Genomic DNA, 20,061 nt, shown 5'->3' on the forward strand with positions numbered 1-20,061 from the left:
TCCCTCCTCCAATGCTTCTCCTCTTCAGTATATTTCTTTTTAGTAAAAAAACCAAGAGAGAAATTGCTCGCAAGTAAAAATTTTACTTTTTTTAGGAAAAACTATTGATTATTTTCCTAAAAAAAAGTATGATTTGAAATGAAGAAAGCGTTTTAAAAATGAGGGTGGCATAAATGAAGTGGATTAATTCGTTATTTATCCTGGGTCTACTTATGGGGTTGACTGCTTGTTCTCCAAATGAAGCAACGCAGACGCAAGCATTTTCTCAAAGCAGCGAAAAGCAATTAAAAGAACGAGCGCTTTGTTATTCTGACGAAGATTTTTCGCAAGGTGTCGTCCCGGTGCATGAATTCGTGAAGCTATCTGGCACCATCGTAAAGAGTGATGCGAAAACAGCAGACATTGAGAAAGGGGATCGATTTATTCTAGAAACAGTGGCTGGACAGTACCAAGTATTCAATGAACAAAGTCAACAACTGAAACTGCAAGATGTGGTGACGGTCTACGGAGAATATTATGGTTTTATTAAAGCGACATTGATTGAAAGGAAGGATGCGGATGCAATCACAGAAGCTGCAGCAATTGAAAAAGAATAAATTTGAAAGTTATGAAGATGTAGCAGCCGGCTTCAAAACGATCATGGATCAACTCAAACCCGCTTTTGCAAGCAGTCGTCCCGGTCATTTGGCTTTAGGCAGCCATGGGACTGTCTATGAGAAAGAGGTACAGGAACTTGAAGCGTTCTTGCGACCGCTTTGGGGACTCGCGCCTTATCTAACCCAGCAAGAAGATTCATTCATGGAAACCTATCTCTCAGGAATTATTGCTGGTACAGATCCAGAGAGTCCCGATTATTGGGGTGTTGTGGAAGACTTCGACCAACGAATCGTGGAAATGGCTTCGCTAAGTACCTTTTTATTATTAAACAAGGAAAAAACGTGGGATGTTTTCTCCCAACGCCAAAAAGATAATCTCCATGCGTGGCTGATCCAAGTCAATCAACGAGAAATTCCCGCAAACAATTGGCATTTCTTTCGGGTTCTCGTCAATGTAGCCATGAAGCGTTGTGGCAGCAGCTTTTCCCAAGAAAAGATCGATGCTGACTTGGCATTGATCGAGACCTTTTATTTAGGGGAAGGATGGTACTGTGACGGAGTAGCCACTCAAATCGATTACTATGTATCTTTTGCGATCCACTACTATAGTCTTCTGTACTGTCGATTTGTCCCTGAGGATCTTGAAAGGGGAAGGAAGTTCAAACAACGAGCCACCGAGTTTGCTCAAACCTTCAAGCATTGGTTTGCAGCAGGTGGAGCTGCCGTTCCTTTTGGTCGAAGTTTGACGTATCGCTTTGCGCAAGTTTCTTTCTTCAGCGCATTGGTTTTTGCGGATGTTGAAGCATTGCCATGGGGAGAGATCAAAGGGTTGATCAGTCGTCACCTGCATCAGTGGATGCAGCAAGACATTTTTACTTCCGAAGGGATACTGACGGTCGGCTATTCGTACCAGAATCTGATCTTTGCCGAAGGCTACAATGCACCAGGTTCACCTTATTGGGCGTTAAAAATCTTTCTTTTGTTAGCGGTACCAAAGGAGCATCCCTATTGGCAAGCCACCCCAGCGCCATTAGTGATCACTGAAAGAACACTGGCTCATCCCATCAGTAAGAACTTTTATCAACACAATCAAGACTTGACCCATGCCTTGATGTTTCCTGCAGGACAATGTATCAACTATCAAAGTCATGCCAGCAGCAAATATAGCAAATTTGTCTACTCAACGACGTTTGGCAATAGCGTGCCCAAGAGCAATTATTGGTTTTATGAAGGAAATTATGACAACACATTGGCTTTATCAGAAGATGACCATTACTTTCGCACCAAAGGATTGGATCGCCAGTATCAGCTTTTACCTGATCGGATCATTCATGAATGGAATCCATGGGAAGACGTCCAGATAAAAACAACAATCATTCCACTGATAGGCAGTCACCTTCGCATTCATGAGATCAATTCTCAGCGCGCCCTTTCTTTCTATGAGGGTGGGTTTTCATCACCGAAAGAGGCAACTGCCATCACTGAAAAAACCGCAAGCAGCGCTGCGGTACGAACATCGATCGGCTATTCGAAAATCGAGGCGATCGCTGGCTATGAAACGAGCGATGTCATACGAACGGAGCCAAATACGAACCTCTTGTATCCTGCAACGTGGCTGCCGTATTTAACTGCTCAACGACAAGCAGGAAAGCACCTGTTCGTTTCCCTCGTCACCGGCTTGCTTCCACAAGAACAAGAACAAGCAGTGACCGTCGAAGTGACAACAAACAACATTACGATCAATCAATCCGGACATATGATCCAGGTTGAGCGAATAGGAGGAAAAAATGGAAACCAGCTATGACGTACAGCTATCACAATGGGTAGCCGAGCAAATCGACTTCACCGTTAATCAAGTAAGAAAGAATACTAAGACCTTTGACACGTTGGTCCCACCTGCAGCAAGTGAACAGCTTGTCTATCGACCAGAAGCCAACCATGATTGGACGGCGAGTTTTTGGACTGGCATGTTGTTTTTGAGTAAAGAACTGACGGGATCAACAGAATTTGATGAAACCATCGAAAAACAACTGCACTCTTTCCAAGAACGATTGGACCAAAGAATTGGACTAGAAACCCATGATATCGGGTTTTTGTATAGTTTGACTGCGATTGCCGACTATCGAGTGAACGGACGGGAATCTTCGAAAAAACTCGCGATTGCCGCCGCCGATCTATTGATGGCCCGTTACTCACCCAAAGCCCAGATCATTCAAGCGTGGGGCAATCTCGATGATCCGCAACAACGAGGGCGCATCATTATTGATTGCTTGATGAATTTGCCGCTATTGTATTTTGCTTCCCAAATGACGGGGGATGAATCCTACAAACAAGCAGCCTATGCTCATGCCAAGCAGACCCAGAAATACATCGTGCGAGACAACGCCACGACGTACCACACCTATTACTTCGACGTTGAAACTGGAGCGGCGATCGGCGGCAATACCCAACAAGGCTATGCCGATGATTCCTGCTGGGCGAGAGGGCAAGCGTGGGGAATCTACGGATTTACGCTGAGTTACCTTTACACCGGTGATACCAGTTTCTTGAAGACTGCTCAAGACCTTGCGGATTACTTTATTGCTGAATTACCGGCGGACAAGGTCAGTTATTGGGATTTAGTGTTTAACGATGGTAGTCAGGAAGAAAGGGATAGTTCGGCCGCCGCCATCGCAGTCTGTGGCTTGCTAGAACTGGCGAAACATTTACCGATCACGCAGCCAAACCAAGCCGCCTATCAGGAAAACGCCTTGGCGATCTTGGCGTCGTTAGCCCAAAACTATACAACGATCGACCATCCCGAATCAAACGGACTATTGATGCATGGGGTTTATGACAAGAATTCCCTCAAAGGGGTCGATGAATGCATGATCTGGGGCGATTACTATTACATGGAAGCGCTGATGCGGGTGTCACAAAGTTGGTATTCCTATTGGTAGTTTTAGGGGCGACCCTTTAAAAAAATGTTTAATGGAGGAATGAACATGCACTTTTTGAAAAAAGGTTTATTAGCAGTAACGATGTTTGGGACAATCGCAGCCTTGGCAGCGTGTGGAGGCGGAGCGACAGATGATTCCGCTGCTTCTGAAGATGGCGACATCAAATTGACCGTAACCACTTGGAATTACGATACGACACCTGAATTCGAAAAACTATTCCGTGCCTTTGAAGAAGCGAATCCAGGCATTACCGTTGAACCTGTCGATATTGCTTCAGATGATTATGATACCAAGCTAACGACGATGCTCTCTTCAGGAGATACGACAGATATTTTGACCATGAAAAATTTACTTTCTTACTCTAATTATGCGTTGCGGGACCAATTGGTGGATCTCACCGACCATATCGGATCATTGGATATTGCCCCAGCGCAAGAAAGCTATGACATGTATGACGTAGAAGGCAAAACCTATGCACAACCGTATCGGACGGATTTTTGGGTCTTGTATTATAACAAAAAAATGTTCGATGAAGCAGGCTTAGACTACCCATCAAACATCACCTGGGACGAATATGAGGAGCTTGCCAAGCAGCTAACAAAACCAGACGAACAAATTTATGGTGCGTATCAACACACGTGGCGTTCCACTACCCAAGCGATTGCAGCTGCCCAAAATGGCGCCAACTTGATCGATCCTCAATACGACTATTTAGAAGAATATTATGATCGTGCATTGCGGATGCAAGACGAAAAGGCGCAAATGGACTTTGGGACAGCAAAATCAACGAAAGTTACGTACCAATCACAATTTGAAAATGAAAAAGCAGCCATGATGTACATGGGAACTTGGTATATGGGTGCATTGATGACCAATATCGACGATGGCAAGACAGATGTCGAGTGGGGTATTGCGGAAATGCCGCAAAATGAAAAAGGGGAAGTAACGACATTTGGTTCTCCGACTGCTTTTGCCATCAATAAAAATTCAAAACATCAAGAAGCCGCGCAAAAGTTCTTAGACTTTTGTTCTGGTGAAGAAGGCGCCAAAGTATTAGCAGAAGTCGGTGTCGTTCCTTCGTATAAGACTGACGCCATTGATGAACTTTACTTCTCCCGTGAAGGCATGCCCGCCGATGAAGTATCGAAAAAAGCCTTCAATCCAGAAACCGTCGCGATCGAGTTTCCTGTCGATGAAAATGGACCAGCGATCGACAAAATCTTGCAAGAAGAACATGACTTGATTCTTGTAGGGGACGAAACACCAAAAGAAGGCATTGCGAATATGGAAAAAAGGGTGAAATCTGAAACCGAATAGTCCTAACGAGAGAAGGGACTTGGGCAAAAAAGTTCCTTCTCTTTATTAATGAAAGGGGGCCTGCTGGCAAGCAGCAGGAGACAAATATGGAAATAACCTCAAAATCAAAAGCAGCCAATAAGTTGAAACGCAAAAATACGCTAACCGCGCTGTCTTTTATTGCACCGAACTTTATCGGCTTTTTCTTATTTACCTTAGTGCCCGTTGTGTTCTCATTGATTCTGGCTTTCATGGAATGGGATTCCTTTAGTTCGCCTGAATTTGTGGGAATGAAAAATTTCAGCAAAATGCTAGGGGACGACACCTTTTGGATCTCGTTAAAGAACACCTTTCTCTATACGATTGGCGTCGTTCCATTGACGTTAGTATGTTCCTTAGGCTTAGCGATTTTATTAAATAAAAAAGTACGTGGAATGAAGTTTTTCCGTACGGCCTTCTTCTTTCCTTATGTCACCTCGTTAGTTGCGATCGCTGTCGTGTGGAACATGTTGTTTCACCCAACGATGGGACCAATCAATCAGTTTTTGAAATTTTTTATTGAAAATCCTCCTGGTTGGACCTCCAGCTCTGATTGGGCTTTGACGGCGATCATCATAGTCAGCGTCTGGCGTGGCATGGGGTATTACATGATCTTATACTTGGCAGGGTTACAAAGTGTGCCAAAGGAATTGTATGAAGCGGCTTCGATCGATGGCGCCAACAAGTGGCAGCAGTTTCGCAACGTGACGTTGCCGTCCTTGCGACCTACGACCTTCTTTGTTTCGATCATGCTGGTCATCAACTGTTTCAAGATCTTCGATTTGGTCCAAGTCATGACTGCCGGCGGACCCGGTCGAGCCACCAATGTCTTGGTGTATCAAATTTACAACGAAGCGTTTGTGAAATTTAATTTTGGTTACGCATCTGCGATCGCCATGGTCTTGTTTGTGATCGTTTGGGGCATCACGGTGATCCAGTTTAAGTGGAACCAAAGACAAGAACGGGTGTAAGGAGGGAGTACAGATGGAAAATACACTGAGTAAAAAGAATGTTCAAGCCAAACCAAAACAAAAAGCCAAGCTGTCGGTCGGCAGTGTCTCCTTGATTCTTTTATTAACATTTCTCGCGTTAGTGACACTGATCCCGTTTCTCTGGATGATTTCTGCTTCTTTTAAGACCAATAACGATGTTTTTAGCGTACCGATCCAATGGATTCCAAAAAGTTGGCACCCAGAAAACTATACGGTGATCTGGGATCGCATTCCTTTGCTGACTTTTTTCAAGAACACAGCATTTTTGAGCGTCATCATTACCTTGATTCAACTGTTTACCTCTAGCTTTGCGGCTTATGGGTTTTCGAAGATGCATTTCAAAGGACGCGACCTGTTGTTTCTGACATACATCGGTACGATTGCGATTCCTTGGCAATCCTATATGATTCCTCAGTTCATCATGATGCGCCAGTTCGGGCTGACAGACACGCTTTGGTCTTTGGTCCTCTTACAAGCCTTCAGTGCCTTTGGCGTCTTTTTGTTGAAACAATACTATAGTAGTATTCCTGACTCATTGTGTGAAAGTGCGCGGATCGACGGCCTGAGTGAGTGGGGGATCTATCGAAAAATCATTCTACCACTGACGAAGCCCGCTTTAGCGAGTCTGACCATCATCACCTTCGTCAATACATGGAACGATTATATGGGACCATTTATCTACCTCTCCTCAACCGAAAACAAAACCATTCAGTTAGGGTTGAAAATGTTTGTCGGCTTATATGATGCCGAGTACGCCCTGATCATGGCAGCATCTGTGGTCTCCATTTTGCCAGTAGCGATCGTCTTTTTAGCAATGCAAAAATACTTCGTAGAAGGAATCGCTACTTCGGGAATGAAAAATTGAGGTGATCAATCATGTTTACCAAACCTACCTTTGAAAACAATCTTTACATGCGGATCTTCCGCTGGCTATATATTGGCTTTGCCCTGAATATCAGTTTTTGGGTCGTGAATACACCCTACACCCTCACGGCAATGTTCTTGGCAGTCGATCCTAGAAACCTCCTTTGGTTTGCATTGGCACTCTTGCTGATTGGTCCAAGCATGATCAGCCTCCTGGCTGCGATCGATCGCTTTGCAGAACACAAAGACATCGATCCAGTAAAAGATTTCTGCTACTTTTTACGAACCTTTGCCGTGCGCGGGTTTCTCTATTGGCTCATCGGCTGGCTGGGAAGTGTCATTGCGATCGTGGATATTCTGTTTGCGGTTCAATTTGAAAGTGGCAAATGGCTCGTTCCTTTCTTTCTTTTGTTAGGGATGCTTTCCATAGCTCTAAGTATCAACGCTTGGTACTTCCAAGTGCGTAATCCAAAAGCCGCTAAGAAAGATGTCCTGCGTACCGCACTTTTCTTCACTTTGAAAAAATGGCCTGTTAGTTTGTTAGCAACCTTTTTGTTTGTTGCCGTTTTTGTCGCCTTGATTTTGAAGCCGCAATTTGGCTTTACTCTTTTTCCAGTCCTTTTTTTCGGACTCCTTTATTTAAACTTACGGAAATTTCAGATAAAATAGAAAGAAAGTCGTCTACGAATAAAGGAGACGACTTTTTTTAGGAGAAAGGGGGGCTTGAAGATGGCAGAAACAGTCACACTTCAACCGATTACGGAAGAAATGATTGCTGAACTTTGGTCGATCAGCTATGGGCCTAAGGCAGATTTAGAATGGAAAAAATGGGACGGACCGTATTTCCAAGACCCCGTGTTGACGTGGGAAGAATTTCGAACGGGGTTTGGTGCTAGCTGCATCGACAACCCGTTACGTAAAGCGATCAGCTATCAAGGAAGAATCGTGGGGATCGCGACCGCTTACTGGGAAGACAATACCTTGCAGCAGTGGTTGGAATTCGGGATAGCCATCTATGATGCTTCCCTTTGGAATCAAGGGATTGGCAGCCAAGCAATTCGCCAGTGGATCAATGAGTTGTTTGAATCACAGCCTCATATCCAGCGTGTCGGTTATACCACGTGGTCGGGCAATCACCGCATGATGAAACTAGGAGAAAAGCTAGGGATGACCAAAGAAGCCCAGATCCGCAAAGTCCGTTTCTGGGAAGGCACCTATTATGATTCCATCAAGTATGGCATCTTGCGAGAAGAATGGGCACAGCAGAAGTGAAGGTAGGGGATGCGACAGCCAATGTCGTATTCCTTTTTCTTTTTTACAACAAATCAAAAAAATTTCTAGCATTACAGACAATAACCATGTACTATCTCTATGTAATACTTTATAATAATTCCAATGTACAGATTAGAAATATTTTAAAAAAGTCGGGAATAGCGTTTGAAGTTCATTCTCAATTAGTCTAAAATAGTGAGAAAGAAAAGATACTGGAGGGAAAGAAATGTCAGTTTTAGAAATCAAAAATCTACACGTCCAAATCGAAGATAAAAAGATCTTAAAAGGCGTTGACTTAGTGTTAAAAACTGGAGAGATTCATGCCATCATGGGACCAAACGGTACAGGGAAATCAACCTTGTCCGCTGCCATCATGGGCAACCCGAATTATGAAGTGACAGAAGGGGAAATTTTGTTCGACGGCGAAAACGTCTTGGAAATGGAAGTGGATGAGCGAGCTCGTTTAGGTCTGTTCTTGGCGATGCAATACCCAAGCGAAATTCCAGGCATCACCAATGCAGAATTCATGCGGGCAGCGATCAATGCCAAACGTGACGAAGACGACAAAATCTCTGTCATGGATTTCTTGAAAAAATTAGATGAAAAAATGGATTTATTGAATATGCCCGAAGAAATGGCGGAACGCTATTTGAATGAAGGCTTCTCTGGTGGAGAAAAGAAACGAAATGAAATCTTACAATTGTTGATGCTAGAGCCAACCTTTGCGGTTTTGGATGAGATCGACTCTGGTCTAGATATCGATGCCTTGAAAGTCGTAGCAAAAGGCGTCAATGAAATGCGCGGCGAAGGCTTTGGCGCTTTAATCATCACCCATTACCAACGTCTGTTAAACTACATCACACCAGACGTGGTTCATATCATGATGGAAGGCCGTGTCGTGATGACCGGTTCGGCAGATTTAGCCAAACGCCTAGAAGCAGAAGGCTATGCTGGGATCAGTAAAGAGTTAGGGATCGACTACAAAGAAGAAGAAGCGTAAGGAGGCAAGGTAAATGGCAAAATTACAGGATTATCTTGAACAAGTCAACGTTTTTTCAGCGTTAAAAGAAGAGCCTGAATGGATGTTGGAATTACGCCAAGCAGCCCTTGCGAAAGTGGATGAACTTGCGTTTCCAAAAATCGAGCGGGTGCGTTACGAGCGTTGGCCATTGTTCAATATCGACGAACAAGCACTTGCTGGTGAGTACGCTTTGTCAGAAGAAGAAGTGGCAGGCGCAGTTCCCGCCTTTGACGCGATGGATAACCATCCGACCCTCGTTCAGTTTGATGACACCACCATCTTTGAGCAATTACCGCAAGAGTTGATCGACAAAGGCGTGATCTTCACTGACTTGTTTACAGCAATGAAAGAAGTACCAGAGTTGGTCAATCAATACTACATGACCAAAGCAGTGCCAATGGATGAAGACAAAATGACTGCAGCACATGCGGCGTTTATGAATAGCGGCATGTTCTTGTATGTACCAAAAAACGTGGTGATCGAAGAACCCCTTGAAGCGATTTTCTATCACAATGGCAATAGTCAAGCGCATTTCTTCAAACACATTTTGATCGTTGCTGATGAGCACAGTGAGTTTAGCTACTTGGAACGTTTCCAAACCAAAGGCGACCAAGCGAAAAAACTGTCTGGCAATATCGTAGTGGAAGTGATCGCCAAAGCAGGTGCGAAGGTCAAATTCTCTGCGATTGATCAGTTAGGTGTCAACATCACTACGTACATGAATCGTCGCGGCTACGTATTACGAGATGCGATGGTAGATTGGGCAATTGGAGTCATGAATGACGGCGACGTCGTGGCGGACTTTGATTCTGATCTTGTAGGCGAAGGCGCGCATTCGGAAGTCAAAGCGGTCGCCATCAGTGCTGGGCGTCAAACACAAGGAATCGACACTCGCGTCACCAACAAAGCACCGCATTCCATTGGCCATATCCTGCAACACGGCGTCATTAGAGAACGCGGCGTCTTAACCTTTAACGGTATCGGACACATTTTAAAAGGAGCCAAAGGGGCGGACGCGCAACAAGAAAGTCGGGTCTTGATGCTTTCTGACCAAGCCCGGGGCGATGCCAACCCAATCCTTTTGATCGATGAGCACGAAGTAACCGCCGGACACGCAGCCAGTGTGGGACGGGTCGATCCAGAAGAAATGTACTACTTGATGAGTCGTGGGCTGCGCAAAGCAGAAGCGGAACGTTTGGTGATTCGTGGCTTCTTAGGCTCCGTCTTGACCGCGATCCCAGTCAAAGAAGTGCAACAAGAATTGGTTGCCGTTATCGAAGGGAAGTTACTCGCATGATCGATGCCCAAAAAGTGAAACAAGCGTTTCCCATCTTGGATCAGCTCGTAAATGACGAACCATTGATCTACCTCGACAATGCCGCCACTACGCAAAAGCCAGAGGCGGTGCTGCAGGCGATCACCGATTATTACCATCAAGACAATGCCAATGTTCATCGTGGGGTCCATACCCTCGCAGAACGGGCGACCCATTCCTATGAAGGCGCACGGGAAAAAGTGCGCCGCTTTATCCATGCGAATGAAACGGCGGAAGTGCTGTTTACTCGAGGGACGACCACTGGTTTAAATTGGGTCTCCCGCAGCTACGGCGACTGTTTTGTCAATGAAGGCGATGAAATCGTGATTTCCTATATGGAACATCACTCCAATATCATCCCTTGGCAACAATTAGCAGCCCGAAAAAAAGCTACCTTGAAATATATCCAGCTGACGCCAGAAGGCACCTTGGACATGGAAGATGCCAAGAAACAGATCACAGAAAAAACCGCTATCGTTTCGATCGCTCACGTTTCCAATGTTTTAGGCGTGATCAATCCGATTGCGGAGCTAACCAAATTGGCGCATCAGCACCAAGCCGTCATGGTGGTGGATGGTGCTCAGGCTGTTCCACATATGACAGTTGATGTCCAAGCACTGGATTGTGATTTCTATGCCTTTTCTGGCCATAAAATGTGCGGACCAACTGGTATCGGTGTCTTATACGGCAAGCGGCAATGGCTGGATCAGATGGAGCCCGTCGAATTTGGCGGGGAAATGATCGATTTTGTCCATCTGCAAGAAAGCACGTGGAAAGAGCTGCCGTGGAAATTTGAAGCTGGTACACCAAATATTGCCGGTGCGATCGGTTTAGGTGCAGCGGTGGATTACTTAACAGAAACCGGCTTAGAAAACATCCACGCCCATGAAGCAGACTTAGCTGCTTACGTTTTGCCAAAACTGCAAGCCATTGAAGGCTTGACCATCTATGGCCCCCAAGAAGCAGCAAAACGCACGGGAGTGATCGCCTTTAATCTAGCTGGCATCCATCCTCATGATGTTGCCACCGCTTTAGACATGGAAGGCATCGCGGTACGGGCAGGTCATCATTGTGCCCAACCCCTCTTGACCTATTTGCAAGTCCCAGCGACTGCACGGGCCAGCTTTTACCTGTATAATACAAGAGAGGACGCCGATCGACTGGTTGACGCCATCAAGCTGACGAAGGAGTTTTTCCAACATGGCACTAACGAAATTAGATAATTTGTATCGACAAGTCATTCTGGATCATTCCAGCCACCCACATCATCGGGGCACCTTGGATGATTCAACGTACAAAGTCGAATTGAATAACCCTACCTGTGGCGACGTGATCCACTTGGAGCTCGCTGTCGAAGGAGACACCATCAAAGACATCGCGTTTACTGGCGAAGGCTGTTCCATCAGTACCGCCAGTGCATCCATGATGGGGGATGCGATTATCGGTAAGACACTAGCAGAAGCTGGTGAACTATCAGGCTTGTTTTCTGAGCTCGTCCAAGGAAACGACATTTCCCAAAGCGATCGCTTAGGCGATGCTTCCATGCTTGGGGGGGTGGCGAAGTTTCCTGCACGCATCAAGTGTGCGACTTTAGCTTGGAAAGCATTAGAAAAAGCCATTGCTGCCGACAGTACACAAGCATCTGTCAGTCACAGCCAAGCCAATGAATCTGACACTGAAGAAACCAGCGAATAGACAACCGCACTACAAAAGGAGTGAGAACCATGGGTGTACCCGAATTAGAAGAATATAAATTTGGCTTCCACGATGACGTGCAGCCTGTTTTTAGTACCGGCGAAGGATTGACCGAAGACATCGTCCGTGAAATCTCACGGGTCAAGCAAGAGCCAGAATGGATGCTTGAGTTCCGCTTGAAGTCTCTTGAAGCCTTCAACAAGATGCCCATGCAAAACTGGGGCCCAGACCTGTCTGACATCGATTTTGATGCCATCAAATATTACCAAAAACCAAGTGATCGTCCTGCCCGTGATTGGGATGACGTACCAGAAAAAATCAAAGAGACCTTTGAGCGCATTGGTATTCCAGAAGCCGAGCGGGCATACCTGGCCGGCGCTTCTGCCCAATACGAATCAGAAGTCGTTTACCACAACATGAAAGAAGAGTTTGAAAAACTTGGCATCGTCTTTACCGATACCGATTCAGCCTTGAAGGAATACCCTGAGCTGTTCAAACAATACTTCTCAAAATTAGTCCCACCAACCGATAACAAGCTTGCTGCTTTAAACTCAGCCGTTTGGTCAGGTGGTACCTTTATCTATGTACCAAAAGGCGTTCGTGTCGATGTGCCATTACAAACCTATTTCCGAATCAATGCCGAAAATACTGGTCAGTTCGAACGCACATTGATCATCGTTGACGAAGGCGCCAGCGTCCATTACGTCGAAGGCTGTACCGCCCCAACCTATTCAAGCAATAGTTTGCACGCAGCCATCGTTGAAATTTTTACCCTAAAAGACGCTTACTGCCGCTACACCACCATTCAAAACTGGTCAGACAACGTCTACAACCTAGTAACCAAAAGGGCCAAAGCCTTAGAAGGTGCTACCGTTGAATGGATCGATGGCAACCTAGGTGCCAAAACAACCATGAAATACCCAAGTGTGTATCTTGATGGCAAAGGCGCACGAGGCACGATGCTTTCCATTGCCTTTGCAGGTGCCAACCAAATCCAAGATACTGGTGCAAAAATGATCCATAACGCACCAAATACCTCCAGCTCCATCGTCTCAAAATCAATTTCTAAAGACGGCGGTGCAGTAAACTATCGTGGACAAGTCACCTTCGGCAAGAAGAGCGCAGGCTCTATCTCCCATATCGAGTGTGACACTATCATCATGGATGACCTATCGAAATCCGATACCATCCCATTCAATGAGATTCACAACAGCCAAGTGTCCCTAGAACACGAAGCCAAAGTCTCCAAAATCTCAGAAGAACAACTATACTACCTAATGAGTCGCGGCCTCTCCGAAAGCGAAGCAACCGAAATGATCGTCATGGGATTCGTCGAACCATTCACCAAAGAATTACCGATGGAATACGCAGTCGAATTGAACCGGTTGATTAGTTATGAGATGGAAGGGTCTGTGGGTTAATAACTATTTCATTGCTCGAAACGTTGATATTAAAGCGTTTCGAGCGTTTTTTTATTTGTATTTTAATGGTTGGCTACGTTTTTGGCTACGTTTGGAATTATTCGCCCATAAATTTTGCAAATCGGTCACCAGTTTTCTTAACAGATTGTGGTGTGACATGAGCATAGATATTCATGGTAGTTTTAATATCTTTATGACCTAATCGTTCCTGTACTTCTTTTATCGACGCACCACTTTCAAACAATAAGCTACAGTGGGTATGCCTAAATCCATGTGGAGTAATTTGAGGCTCCATCGGTGTCTTTTTGTAAATCCAGTCTAACCAATCGTTTACTACTTGGGGGTAGTACAACTTGTTTGTGTTTGTAGTGAAAAGAAACTGTTTTGGTGAATTCGTGTTATAGCCATATAAGATCATTATTTTCATTTGTTCTTGTTGCCAAATACGCAGTTGTTTAAGTGTAAAATCATCAAGCTGAATCGTTCTTGATGAATTTTTAGTTTTAGGTACTTGTAGAACTACTTGATTAAACTCGTCTTGAGCGATAGTTTTACCAATTGTTATTGTTTTATTGAAATAGTCTATATCTTCCCATTGAAGCGCCAATGCTTCGCTTTTACGCATTCCTGTATAAGCTAATAAACGGAAAAAAGTGTACAGTTTAACTGAATTATTTTCTTTAGTATTCTGTAAAAACAGTTGTAATTGATCTTTCGTGTAAAACTTCAAGGGTTGTTCTTCTTCAATTTTTCTTGGAAGCAATGTTTTAGACATAGGATTATCCTTACAGACTTCCATTGCTACTCCAAATTTAAATATTTGAGCAGTTGTTTTTCTCAAGAAACCATATTGTTTTAATGTTTTGTGCCACTCATTCACCTGTTTTTGACAATAACTAACACTTATTTTATCCAATCGTAATTCCCCAAAAGCAGGTAATATATGGTTCTTGCAAAAACGTTGAGCAACGGCAACAGAAGACGGTTTTACTCTTGTTCTGTAGTTATCAATCCATAATTCATACAACTCTTGAAAAGTTGTAACATTTATTTTAAACTCTTGTTTTTCTTTAAAGTCTACAAGTAGTCTATTAAGTGCTGTTTGCGCCTCAGCTTTTGACTTGAATCTTCTACGCTTTGTACGTATATCTTTTCCAGTCTTGGGATCTTTTCCTAAATAAGTTTCAAATCCCCAATATTTTTCGCCATTTTGTAATTTATAACAAAAAAATGTTGCCATTTGATTCTCTCCTTACTTCATGATTGCAGGTAGAGAAGTTATTTGAAGAATCAATTGTTTTTAAATTTATCGTGATTATTAGTTAGAAATGTTGCGATTATACTATTTTTCTCATATGGAAAATTGTATTTTTTGCTAAGATCAGAAATGAATTTTTCTGTTTCAAATTGGTTTTTAGTAATTTTATAAAAGAAATCCTCGACAGATGAATACTCTGAAATATCTTGATAGGCTAAGTCCATTTCGTCTAATAGCTGTTTTAAAGAATCAATCAGTGTTTCTTTTTCACCGTATTTGAAATCACCATTTCTTATTTTGTCTTGAAGTTTACTGTTGGCTCTTTTGAAAAATAACTCTTTAGAGATAGAGTGTTTCTGACTAGCGTACTCTTCGATAAGAGGATTGATATTATTAGCAAGTATCTCATTTAGATAAATTTCAAAATCTTTTGAGTAATATTTTGTAAATATATTTTTTATTATAGGATTCAACAACTCATAGTCTTTATTTAGCGAAAACGTATTACTATATCTTTCTTGAATGTCATTAAAGACTTTGTGAGGTATCTCTGGGAAGTCTTTAATATATAGTTCATACCCTGAATCTTTAAGGTATGAAGCTATGTATTCTTCCAAAGTTCCCCATTTAATCCAGTCGATAGTTTTGTTACTTAATTCAGCAATTTTAATTAATCTTTCTTTGTTGGGAAGGGAGAATCCTCGTTCCCAATTGTTAATATTTCCTTTTTGAGCATTTCCAATTAAATCTGCAAATTGTTCCATAGTCATTCCAAAATTAGAACGAATTGATTTAATTCTTTTACCTGTTTCAACAGGATTTGGTTTCATACAATCACCTCTCTTATGGAATTTGGTTTCATTATATATCAAGTAACAAAAAAAGACAAAAAAACAATTGACATTAATAGGAGACGATAGTATATTAATGATGTAAATTGTTACTTTTTGTTACTTCACGATATTTTGTAACAAAAAGTAATAATTTGTTAGGTAGAGAAGTTATAGAACAATCAAAAAGGAGAGGTTTTTGTGGAAGCAATAAAATTAATGATCTCAGAAGAGCAGGAGGAAATGTTTCTAAAGCAGTTTTATCAGATTGCTACAAAAGCGATTGAGAAGGCTCAAGAAAATGCGGGTATGACAAGAGAATATCTAAATCAAAAGGAAATGGCAGAATACTTAAATGTGAGCGAAAACTTTTTAAAAAATGCTGTGAGAAATGAGGGATTGCCCGTCGTTGAATTAGGGGCAAGAAAATTTTATTCGAAAAAGGCAGTTAATGAGTTTATGTTTGCTCGAATGAAGAGAGGTGAAAGTTTTGAGAGAAGATGAAATAGCAAATTTAGTATTGAAAAGAATTGAAAAAAATATATAAAAGAGTGCTCCCGATAGTTTGGCGACCACAGGAAGCACTCGACAATAAAGTTCTGAGAAAACTTTATTTATAGCTATTATATCAAAAAGAAGGTGAAAAGGTGTTTTCTTCTGGAAATGTTGTAGTTGACAAACTTAGAGAAATAAATTTTGACGGAAATGTAATTCCACATTCGTGGTACGGTCAATTAAGAAAAAAAACGAAAAAAGGCGTTGAGAAGCCCTATTTGAATGCAATAGTTATCTTAGCAGAAATTACTTACTGGTACAGACCTCAAAAAATTTTTAACGATGAGGGCCAGTTAATTGGATATAAAAAGAAATTTATTGAAGATATTTTGCAAAAATCATATAAGCAATTAAGCAAAAAAACAGGACTATCAGAAAGAGCTATAAAAGATGCAATTGTGTACTTAGAGAAAAAGGGAATTATCAAAAGAGTTTTTAGAAATATTTATTATGAGCAAAGAGCAGTTACATTATCAAATGTTATGTACATTGTTTTAAATGTACATAAATTGATAGAAATTACTTTTCCTGCTTTAGATCGTGAAAAAAAGGAGTATGTGTCGAAAATCCGTCAGAGGGTTATCGAAAAAAAGAGATATGTCTCTTTAAAAAAAGGTAGAGGTATGTACAAATTCGTATATACGTATACAAAGACTACTTCACAGAACACATCAAAGACTACTCCCGTTATGGAAGAAGAGGATATTAATATAAAGAGGATTTACAGTAAGATTAGTGTTCTTTATGAAGCAAATAACGAAGATGGTCGAAAATTATTTCAAGTGTATCACTATTTGAAAAACGCTAATGTAGACATAAAAGATATCAGAAAAATCATTGAATTTTTATATGAAAATACTCAGTATCTTAACGCTCAATGCATTATAACACAACATAAAGCATGCGTTTTTCAAGCAAAAACAGATCAAGGACTATTCGATTACACAAAGTTTTTTCTAAAGGGACTTCAAATTAGATATAAAAATCAGCTTCTAGAAAATATAGAAACTACAGATCAATTCAATAAAGCCTTCGGAATTAAAGAGTTACCTAAAATCCCTATGCATAATTGGTTAGAAGGAGAAAAAACATGATTAAAAATCGTCTAATAGATCAAATATGGTGTCTTGATCAAAACACAGATACTCTCGAACTAATCGAGAGTATCTGCTTCAATACTGTAGTTCTCGATTTAAGATCTGAAAATGACAAATGTGTAACTCACATCATAATTGACAGAAAAACAGCTCAGAAGCTTTCTGAGAGCCTAAAAAAATGGGCTGAGGGAGGTAACAATGAAGGTAATTAAGAGTAAAATTAATTGGTTGTCGATTAGTTTTCTTATTCTAACAGCTATGATTATTTTTACGAGTAACGTTGCAGAAGGCAGTATTTTCAACTGGTTTGATGATACTGAGAGTCAAACTGAGTTTTTAACTAATCCACTTTATCAGAATTATTTGAAAAAATATAACGGAAATTTTTACAGCCAGTTCGGTATGTGGATAGGCTGGTCTGTTATAAAATCAATGTTCGCTGTTGTCGATGGCATTCAAAATATGATTCCCGAGGTTTTAGATTTGTTTAGCTTTGTAGAAAGTACCGGATTGAACAAAGTCTATCAGTCAGTTTTAAATACAATTGTTATTGGATTGATGGTACTCTCACTAATGATTATTGGATATAAAATGGTGACTGGAAAAGGGACTTTAGACTTAAAATCGGTTGGAATGAACGTAGTTATGTCGATTGCATTGATTCTTTTAATGCCGACTTTGATTCACAGTGGAATAGAGTTTTCTAAAACATTTTATAATGATACGACTACGATTACAAATTCGGACGAAGGCGTGGCGTGGTCGCTGATTGAACAAGGGGTCACTGATTTAGCTTATATCAATAAAACAGATCAGTATTCAATGATTAACAAAACGAATGACCGGAATAATCTAACAAAAGAAAATTTTTGGAAAACGGATCTTACGCAAGTATTGACAGATAATGTAATTGATAAAATGGAAAAAGAGAACTCAACAGCTGATAACCTGCGTTATGAATTAGTTGAAAATTCTGATAATGAATTTGTTGCTACTAAATTTTCAGATAATTTTTTGTCAACCTTTGTTGATGGTATCAAATCAGGATATTATCGCTATCAAGCGAACCTGTGGGGAATTTCATTTGGATTGATTGCTTTAGCGGTAGCGTATGTTTTTAGTGCTTTCATTATAATTACAGCAATACTCGAGCTAGCATTCAAACGTGTACTCGGAGTTTTAGTATTTGCTACTGACTTAGAAACAGGACAACGATCAAAACAAGTTTTGTCAGATATTTTACAGTGCTATTTGACAGTCGGATTTCAAGGATTCGGATTGTCTATGTTTGCAATGTTCATAAATTATCTAAACGCTGGCGAAGGTATCTCAACAAATATTTTTATAAAAACAATTGCTTATATCTGTGCCGTGTTCGTTCTAATAAAGGGTAGTGGAACAGTCATGCGTTACTTTGGCGTGGATATTGGTTTAAAAGAAGGCTATGGCCAGCTTGCTTCAGCATTCGGCATGGGTGCAATGCTGTTTAGAAAAGGATCAAATGGATTTAATCGTGCTAAAGGAAGCGGAAATGGAAATGGATCAGACAGCGGAGAAGGAGAAGATCGAAAACCAGAAAAGAATTTCGGCGAAACTTTATCAAAGAAAGCTGGCAAAACTGGAAGAGCTTTGGGATATGCCCATGAACGTGGATTATCAGGTTTAGCTTCAGATGGAGCTACAATGGCTAGTGAAAGAGCAACAAAACCATTTAAGAGTATGCGTGATATGGCTAATGATACTAAGAATAAGTTCAAAGAAGGTTTAGATGATGGTACAGTGTCCGCTATTAATAAAAATAGCAAACCTATGTTAGCTAAAAATAAAGAAGATGAAACTGGAAAATATGCTGATTCCATGCCAACACGTCTTTCGGATAGAAAAGATGGTGCTAAGGTTGAAAATGCCGATAGAATTATGTCTAGTTCTGAACGTATGCGTGAAGCAATGAAAAATAATGCTGAATCGAATAATAATCCTGTAAGTGCAATTCAGCAAAAAGTTCAACAAGATATTGAAGAACGTAAAAATGCTATGCACGGTCAAGCTAAGTCTGCTGAAGAATTAATTAATCAGAAGCGACAAGAAGCTAAATACACGCCTGAAGCAATGAATCGTGAGGAAATGTTAAGGAAACGTGTAGAAGGGCGTACAGGCGCTAATATGGACGAAAAAGAAGCGTTGACCAAAGAAAGAATCCAAGAAACTAAAAATTCAAATACCGGATTAGAAAAATTGGTCAAAGAAAATCTACAAAATTCTACAAGTAGTCAAGGTGGCCGATCAGTAAATGTCCGAGAAAATATTCAAGGTTCATTGAATGGTCATGTCGGACGGAATGTTGATGTAAGAGAGAATTTACAAAGTTCTTCAAATGGTCAAGGTACTAAGACAATTGATGTTCGAGAAAATCTGCAAAGTAGCAGTACAAGTCAACCAAAAACAGTAGATGTTCGAGAAAATGTACAAAATTCTACAAGTAGTCAAGGGTTTAAATCAGTGGATGTCCGAGAGAATGTGCAAGGTAGCAGTGCAGGTCAACCAAAAACAGTAGATGTCCGAGAAAATGTAAAAAGTTCTACAAGTAGTCAAGGATTCAAAACAGTAGATGTTTGGGAGAACGTTCAAAAAGATAGTGGAGAAATGAAAGAAAAAACACAAAAAATCAATATCGTTGAAGACAGAAAGTCAGCGAAAAAATTTGATTCAAATCATGAAACAGTGATTATTGATAGTGAAATTCGTGAAAATGATAAGGGATCAAAACCAAGACGAAGATTCACTTATGAAGATAACGAATTATTCAGAGATACACTTAATGATCCTAATCCGCTTTTCGATAATCTATTAAAAAAATAAAAGGGGGGATTG

The 20,061-nt window shown here is 41.3% G+C and carries 19 protein-coding genes; 17 read left to right on the plus strand and 2 right to left on the minus strand.

Annotated features, from left to right (window positions below):
* The first annotated feature begins 173 nt into the window (after positions 1 to 173).
* The 13 genes from IGI69_RS02395 (at position 174) to sufB (ending at position 13,450) form a co-directional block, all read left to right on the plus strand.
* Positions 174 to 596 carry a hypothetical protein gene (locus IGI69_RS02395; protein ID WP_438739586.1) on the plus strand — a complete coding sequence of 141 codons (423 nt, stop codon included), beginning with the start codon at positions 174 to 176 and terminating at the stop codon, positions 594 to 596.
* Positions 559 to 2,400: a DUF2264 domain-containing protein gene (locus IGI69_RS02400; RefSeq protein WP_167826670.1), complete on the plus strand. Its 1,842-nt coding sequence runs from the start codon at positions 559 to 561 to the stop codon at positions 2,398 to 2,400. Before IGI69_RS02395 ends, IGI69_RS02400 begins: the two co-directional genes overlap by 38 nt.
* Positions 2,384 to 3,535, plus strand: coding sequence for a glycoside hydrolase family 88 protein (locus IGI69_RS02405; protein ID WP_016609652.1), 1,152 nt, complete (start codon positions 2,384 to 2,386; stop codon positions 3,533 to 3,535). Before IGI69_RS02400 ends, IGI69_RS02405 begins: the two co-directional genes overlap by 17 nt.
* Positions 3,536 to 3,580: 45 nt before the next feature.
* The gene (locus tag IGI69_RS02410) at positions 3,581 to 4,852 is read left to right on the plus strand and encodes an ABC transporter substrate-binding protein (protein WP_086294521.1); all 1,272 of its coding nucleotides are present in this window, start codon (positions 3,581 to 3,583) and stop codon (positions 4,850 to 4,852) included.
* Between the two features lie 86 nt (positions 4,853 to 4,938).
* Positions 4,939 to 5,841 carry a carbohydrate ABC transporter permease gene (locus tag IGI69_RS02415; RefSeq protein ID WP_438739588.1) on the plus strand — a complete coding sequence of 301 codons (903 nt, stop codon included), beginning with the start codon at positions 4,939 to 4,941 and terminating at the stop codon, positions 5,839 to 5,841.
* Positions 5,842 to 5,854: 13 nt separating this feature from the next.
* Positions 5,855 to 6,727 carry a carbohydrate ABC transporter permease gene (locus IGI69_RS02420; protein WP_005232123.1) on the plus strand — a complete coding sequence of 291 codons (873 nt, stop codon included), beginning with the start codon at positions 5,855 to 5,857 and terminating at the stop codon, positions 6,725 to 6,727.
* 11 nt (positions 6,728 to 6,738) lie between these two features.
* Positions 6,739 to 7,395, plus strand: a complete 657-nt coding sequence (locus IGI69_RS02425) for a hypothetical protein (RefSeq protein WP_010748767.1) — start codon at positions 6,739 to 6,741, stop codon at positions 7,393 to 7,395.
* Between the two features lie 60 nt (positions 7,396 to 7,455).
* The gene (locus tag IGI69_RS02430) at positions 7,456 to 7,998 is read left to right on the plus strand and encodes a GNAT family N-acetyltransferase (RefSeq protein WP_010748768.1); all 543 of its coding nucleotides are present in this window, start codon (positions 7,456 to 7,458) and stop codon (positions 7,996 to 7,998) included.
* A gap of 226 nt (positions 7,999 to 8,224) precedes the next feature.
* Entirely contained in the window at positions 8,225 to 8,998 is a 774-nt protein-coding gene (gene sufC / locus IGI69_RS02435; RefSeq protein WP_438739591.1) for a Fe-S cluster assembly ATPase SufC, read from the plus strand.
* A gap of 13 nt (positions 8,999 to 9,011) precedes the next feature.
* Positions 9,012 to 10,316, plus strand: a complete 1,305-nt coding sequence (gene sufD / locus IGI69_RS02440; protein WP_086299074.1) for a Fe-S cluster assembly protein SufD — start codon at positions 9,012 to 9,014, stop codon at positions 10,314 to 10,316.
* Complete coding sequence (locus tag IGI69_RS02445; protein WP_438739593.1) at positions 10,313 to 11,557, plus strand: cysteine desulfurase; 1,245 nt, start codon at positions 10,313 to 10,315, stop codon at positions 11,555 to 11,557. The genes sufD and IGI69_RS02445 overlap by 4 nt, the downstream gene beginning before the upstream one ends.
* Positions 11,535 to 12,029, plus strand: a complete 495-nt coding sequence (gene sufU, locus IGI69_RS02450) for a Fe-S cluster assembly sulfur transfer protein SufU (RefSeq protein WP_438739595.1) — start codon at positions 11,535 to 11,537, stop codon at positions 12,027 to 12,029. The genes IGI69_RS02445 and sufU overlap by 23 nt, the downstream gene beginning before the upstream one ends.
* A gap of 29 nt (positions 12,030 to 12,058) precedes the next feature.
* Positions 12,059 to 13,450, plus strand: a complete 1,392-nt coding sequence (gene sufB, locus IGI69_RS02455) for a Fe-S cluster assembly protein SufB (protein ID WP_005232103.1) — start codon at positions 12,059 to 12,061, stop codon at positions 13,448 to 13,450.
* Positions 13,451 to 13,547: 97 nt separating this feature from the next.
* On the opposite strand, the gene IGI69_RS02460 is transcribed toward sufB, so the two are convergent.
* On the minus strand, positions 13,548 to 14,690 hold the full coding sequence (locus tag IGI69_RS02460; RefSeq protein ID WP_002337874.1) for a tyrosine-type recombinase/integrase: 1,143 nt from the start codon (positions 14,688 to 14,690) through the stop codon (positions 13,548 to 13,550).
* A gap of 50 nt (positions 14,691 to 14,740) precedes the next feature.
* Entirely contained in the window at positions 14,741 to 15,538 is a 798-nt protein-coding gene (locus IGI69_RS02465) for a helix-turn-helix domain-containing protein (protein ID WP_010778236.1), read from the minus strand.
* A gap of 201 nt (positions 15,539 to 15,739) precedes the next feature.
* Here IGI69_RS02465 and IGI69_RS02470 point away from each other — a divergent pair, with 201 nt between their 5' ends.
* The 4 genes from IGI69_RS02470 (at position 15,740) to IGI69_RS02485 (ending at position 20,049) form a co-directional block, all read left to right on the plus strand.
* Positions 15,740 to 16,042 carry a helix-turn-helix domain-containing protein gene (locus IGI69_RS02470; RefSeq protein WP_002313373.1) on the plus strand — a complete coding sequence of 101 codons (303 nt, stop codon included), beginning with the start codon at positions 15,740 to 15,742 and terminating at the stop codon, positions 16,040 to 16,042.
* 269 nt (positions 16,043 to 16,311) lie between these two features.
* Positions 16,312 to 17,187, plus strand: a complete 876-nt coding sequence (locus IGI69_RS02475; RefSeq protein WP_025480856.1) for a hypothetical protein — start codon at positions 16,312 to 16,314, stop codon at positions 17,185 to 17,187.
* Positions 17,184 to 17,402, plus strand: a complete 219-nt coding sequence (locus IGI69_RS02480; protein ID WP_002337871.1) for a hypothetical protein — start codon at positions 17,184 to 17,186, stop codon at positions 17,400 to 17,402. The genes IGI69_RS02475 and IGI69_RS02480 overlap by 4 nt, the downstream gene beginning before the upstream one ends.
* Positions 17,389 to 20,049, plus strand: coding sequence for a pLS20_p028 family conjugation system transmembrane protein (locus IGI69_RS02485; protein ID WP_010778234.1), 2,661 nt, complete (start codon positions 17,389 to 17,391; stop codon positions 20,047 to 20,049). Before IGI69_RS02480 ends, IGI69_RS02485 begins: the two co-directional genes overlap by 14 nt.
* Positions 20,050 to 20,061: the final 12 nt, after the last annotated feature.

Origin of the sequence: Enterococcus sp. DIV1083b, assembly GCF_051713705.1 — a bacterium.
GTDB classification, from domain to species: Bacteria; Bacillota; Bacilli; order Lactobacillales; family Enterococcaceae; genus Enterococcus_D; species Enterococcus_D casseliflavus.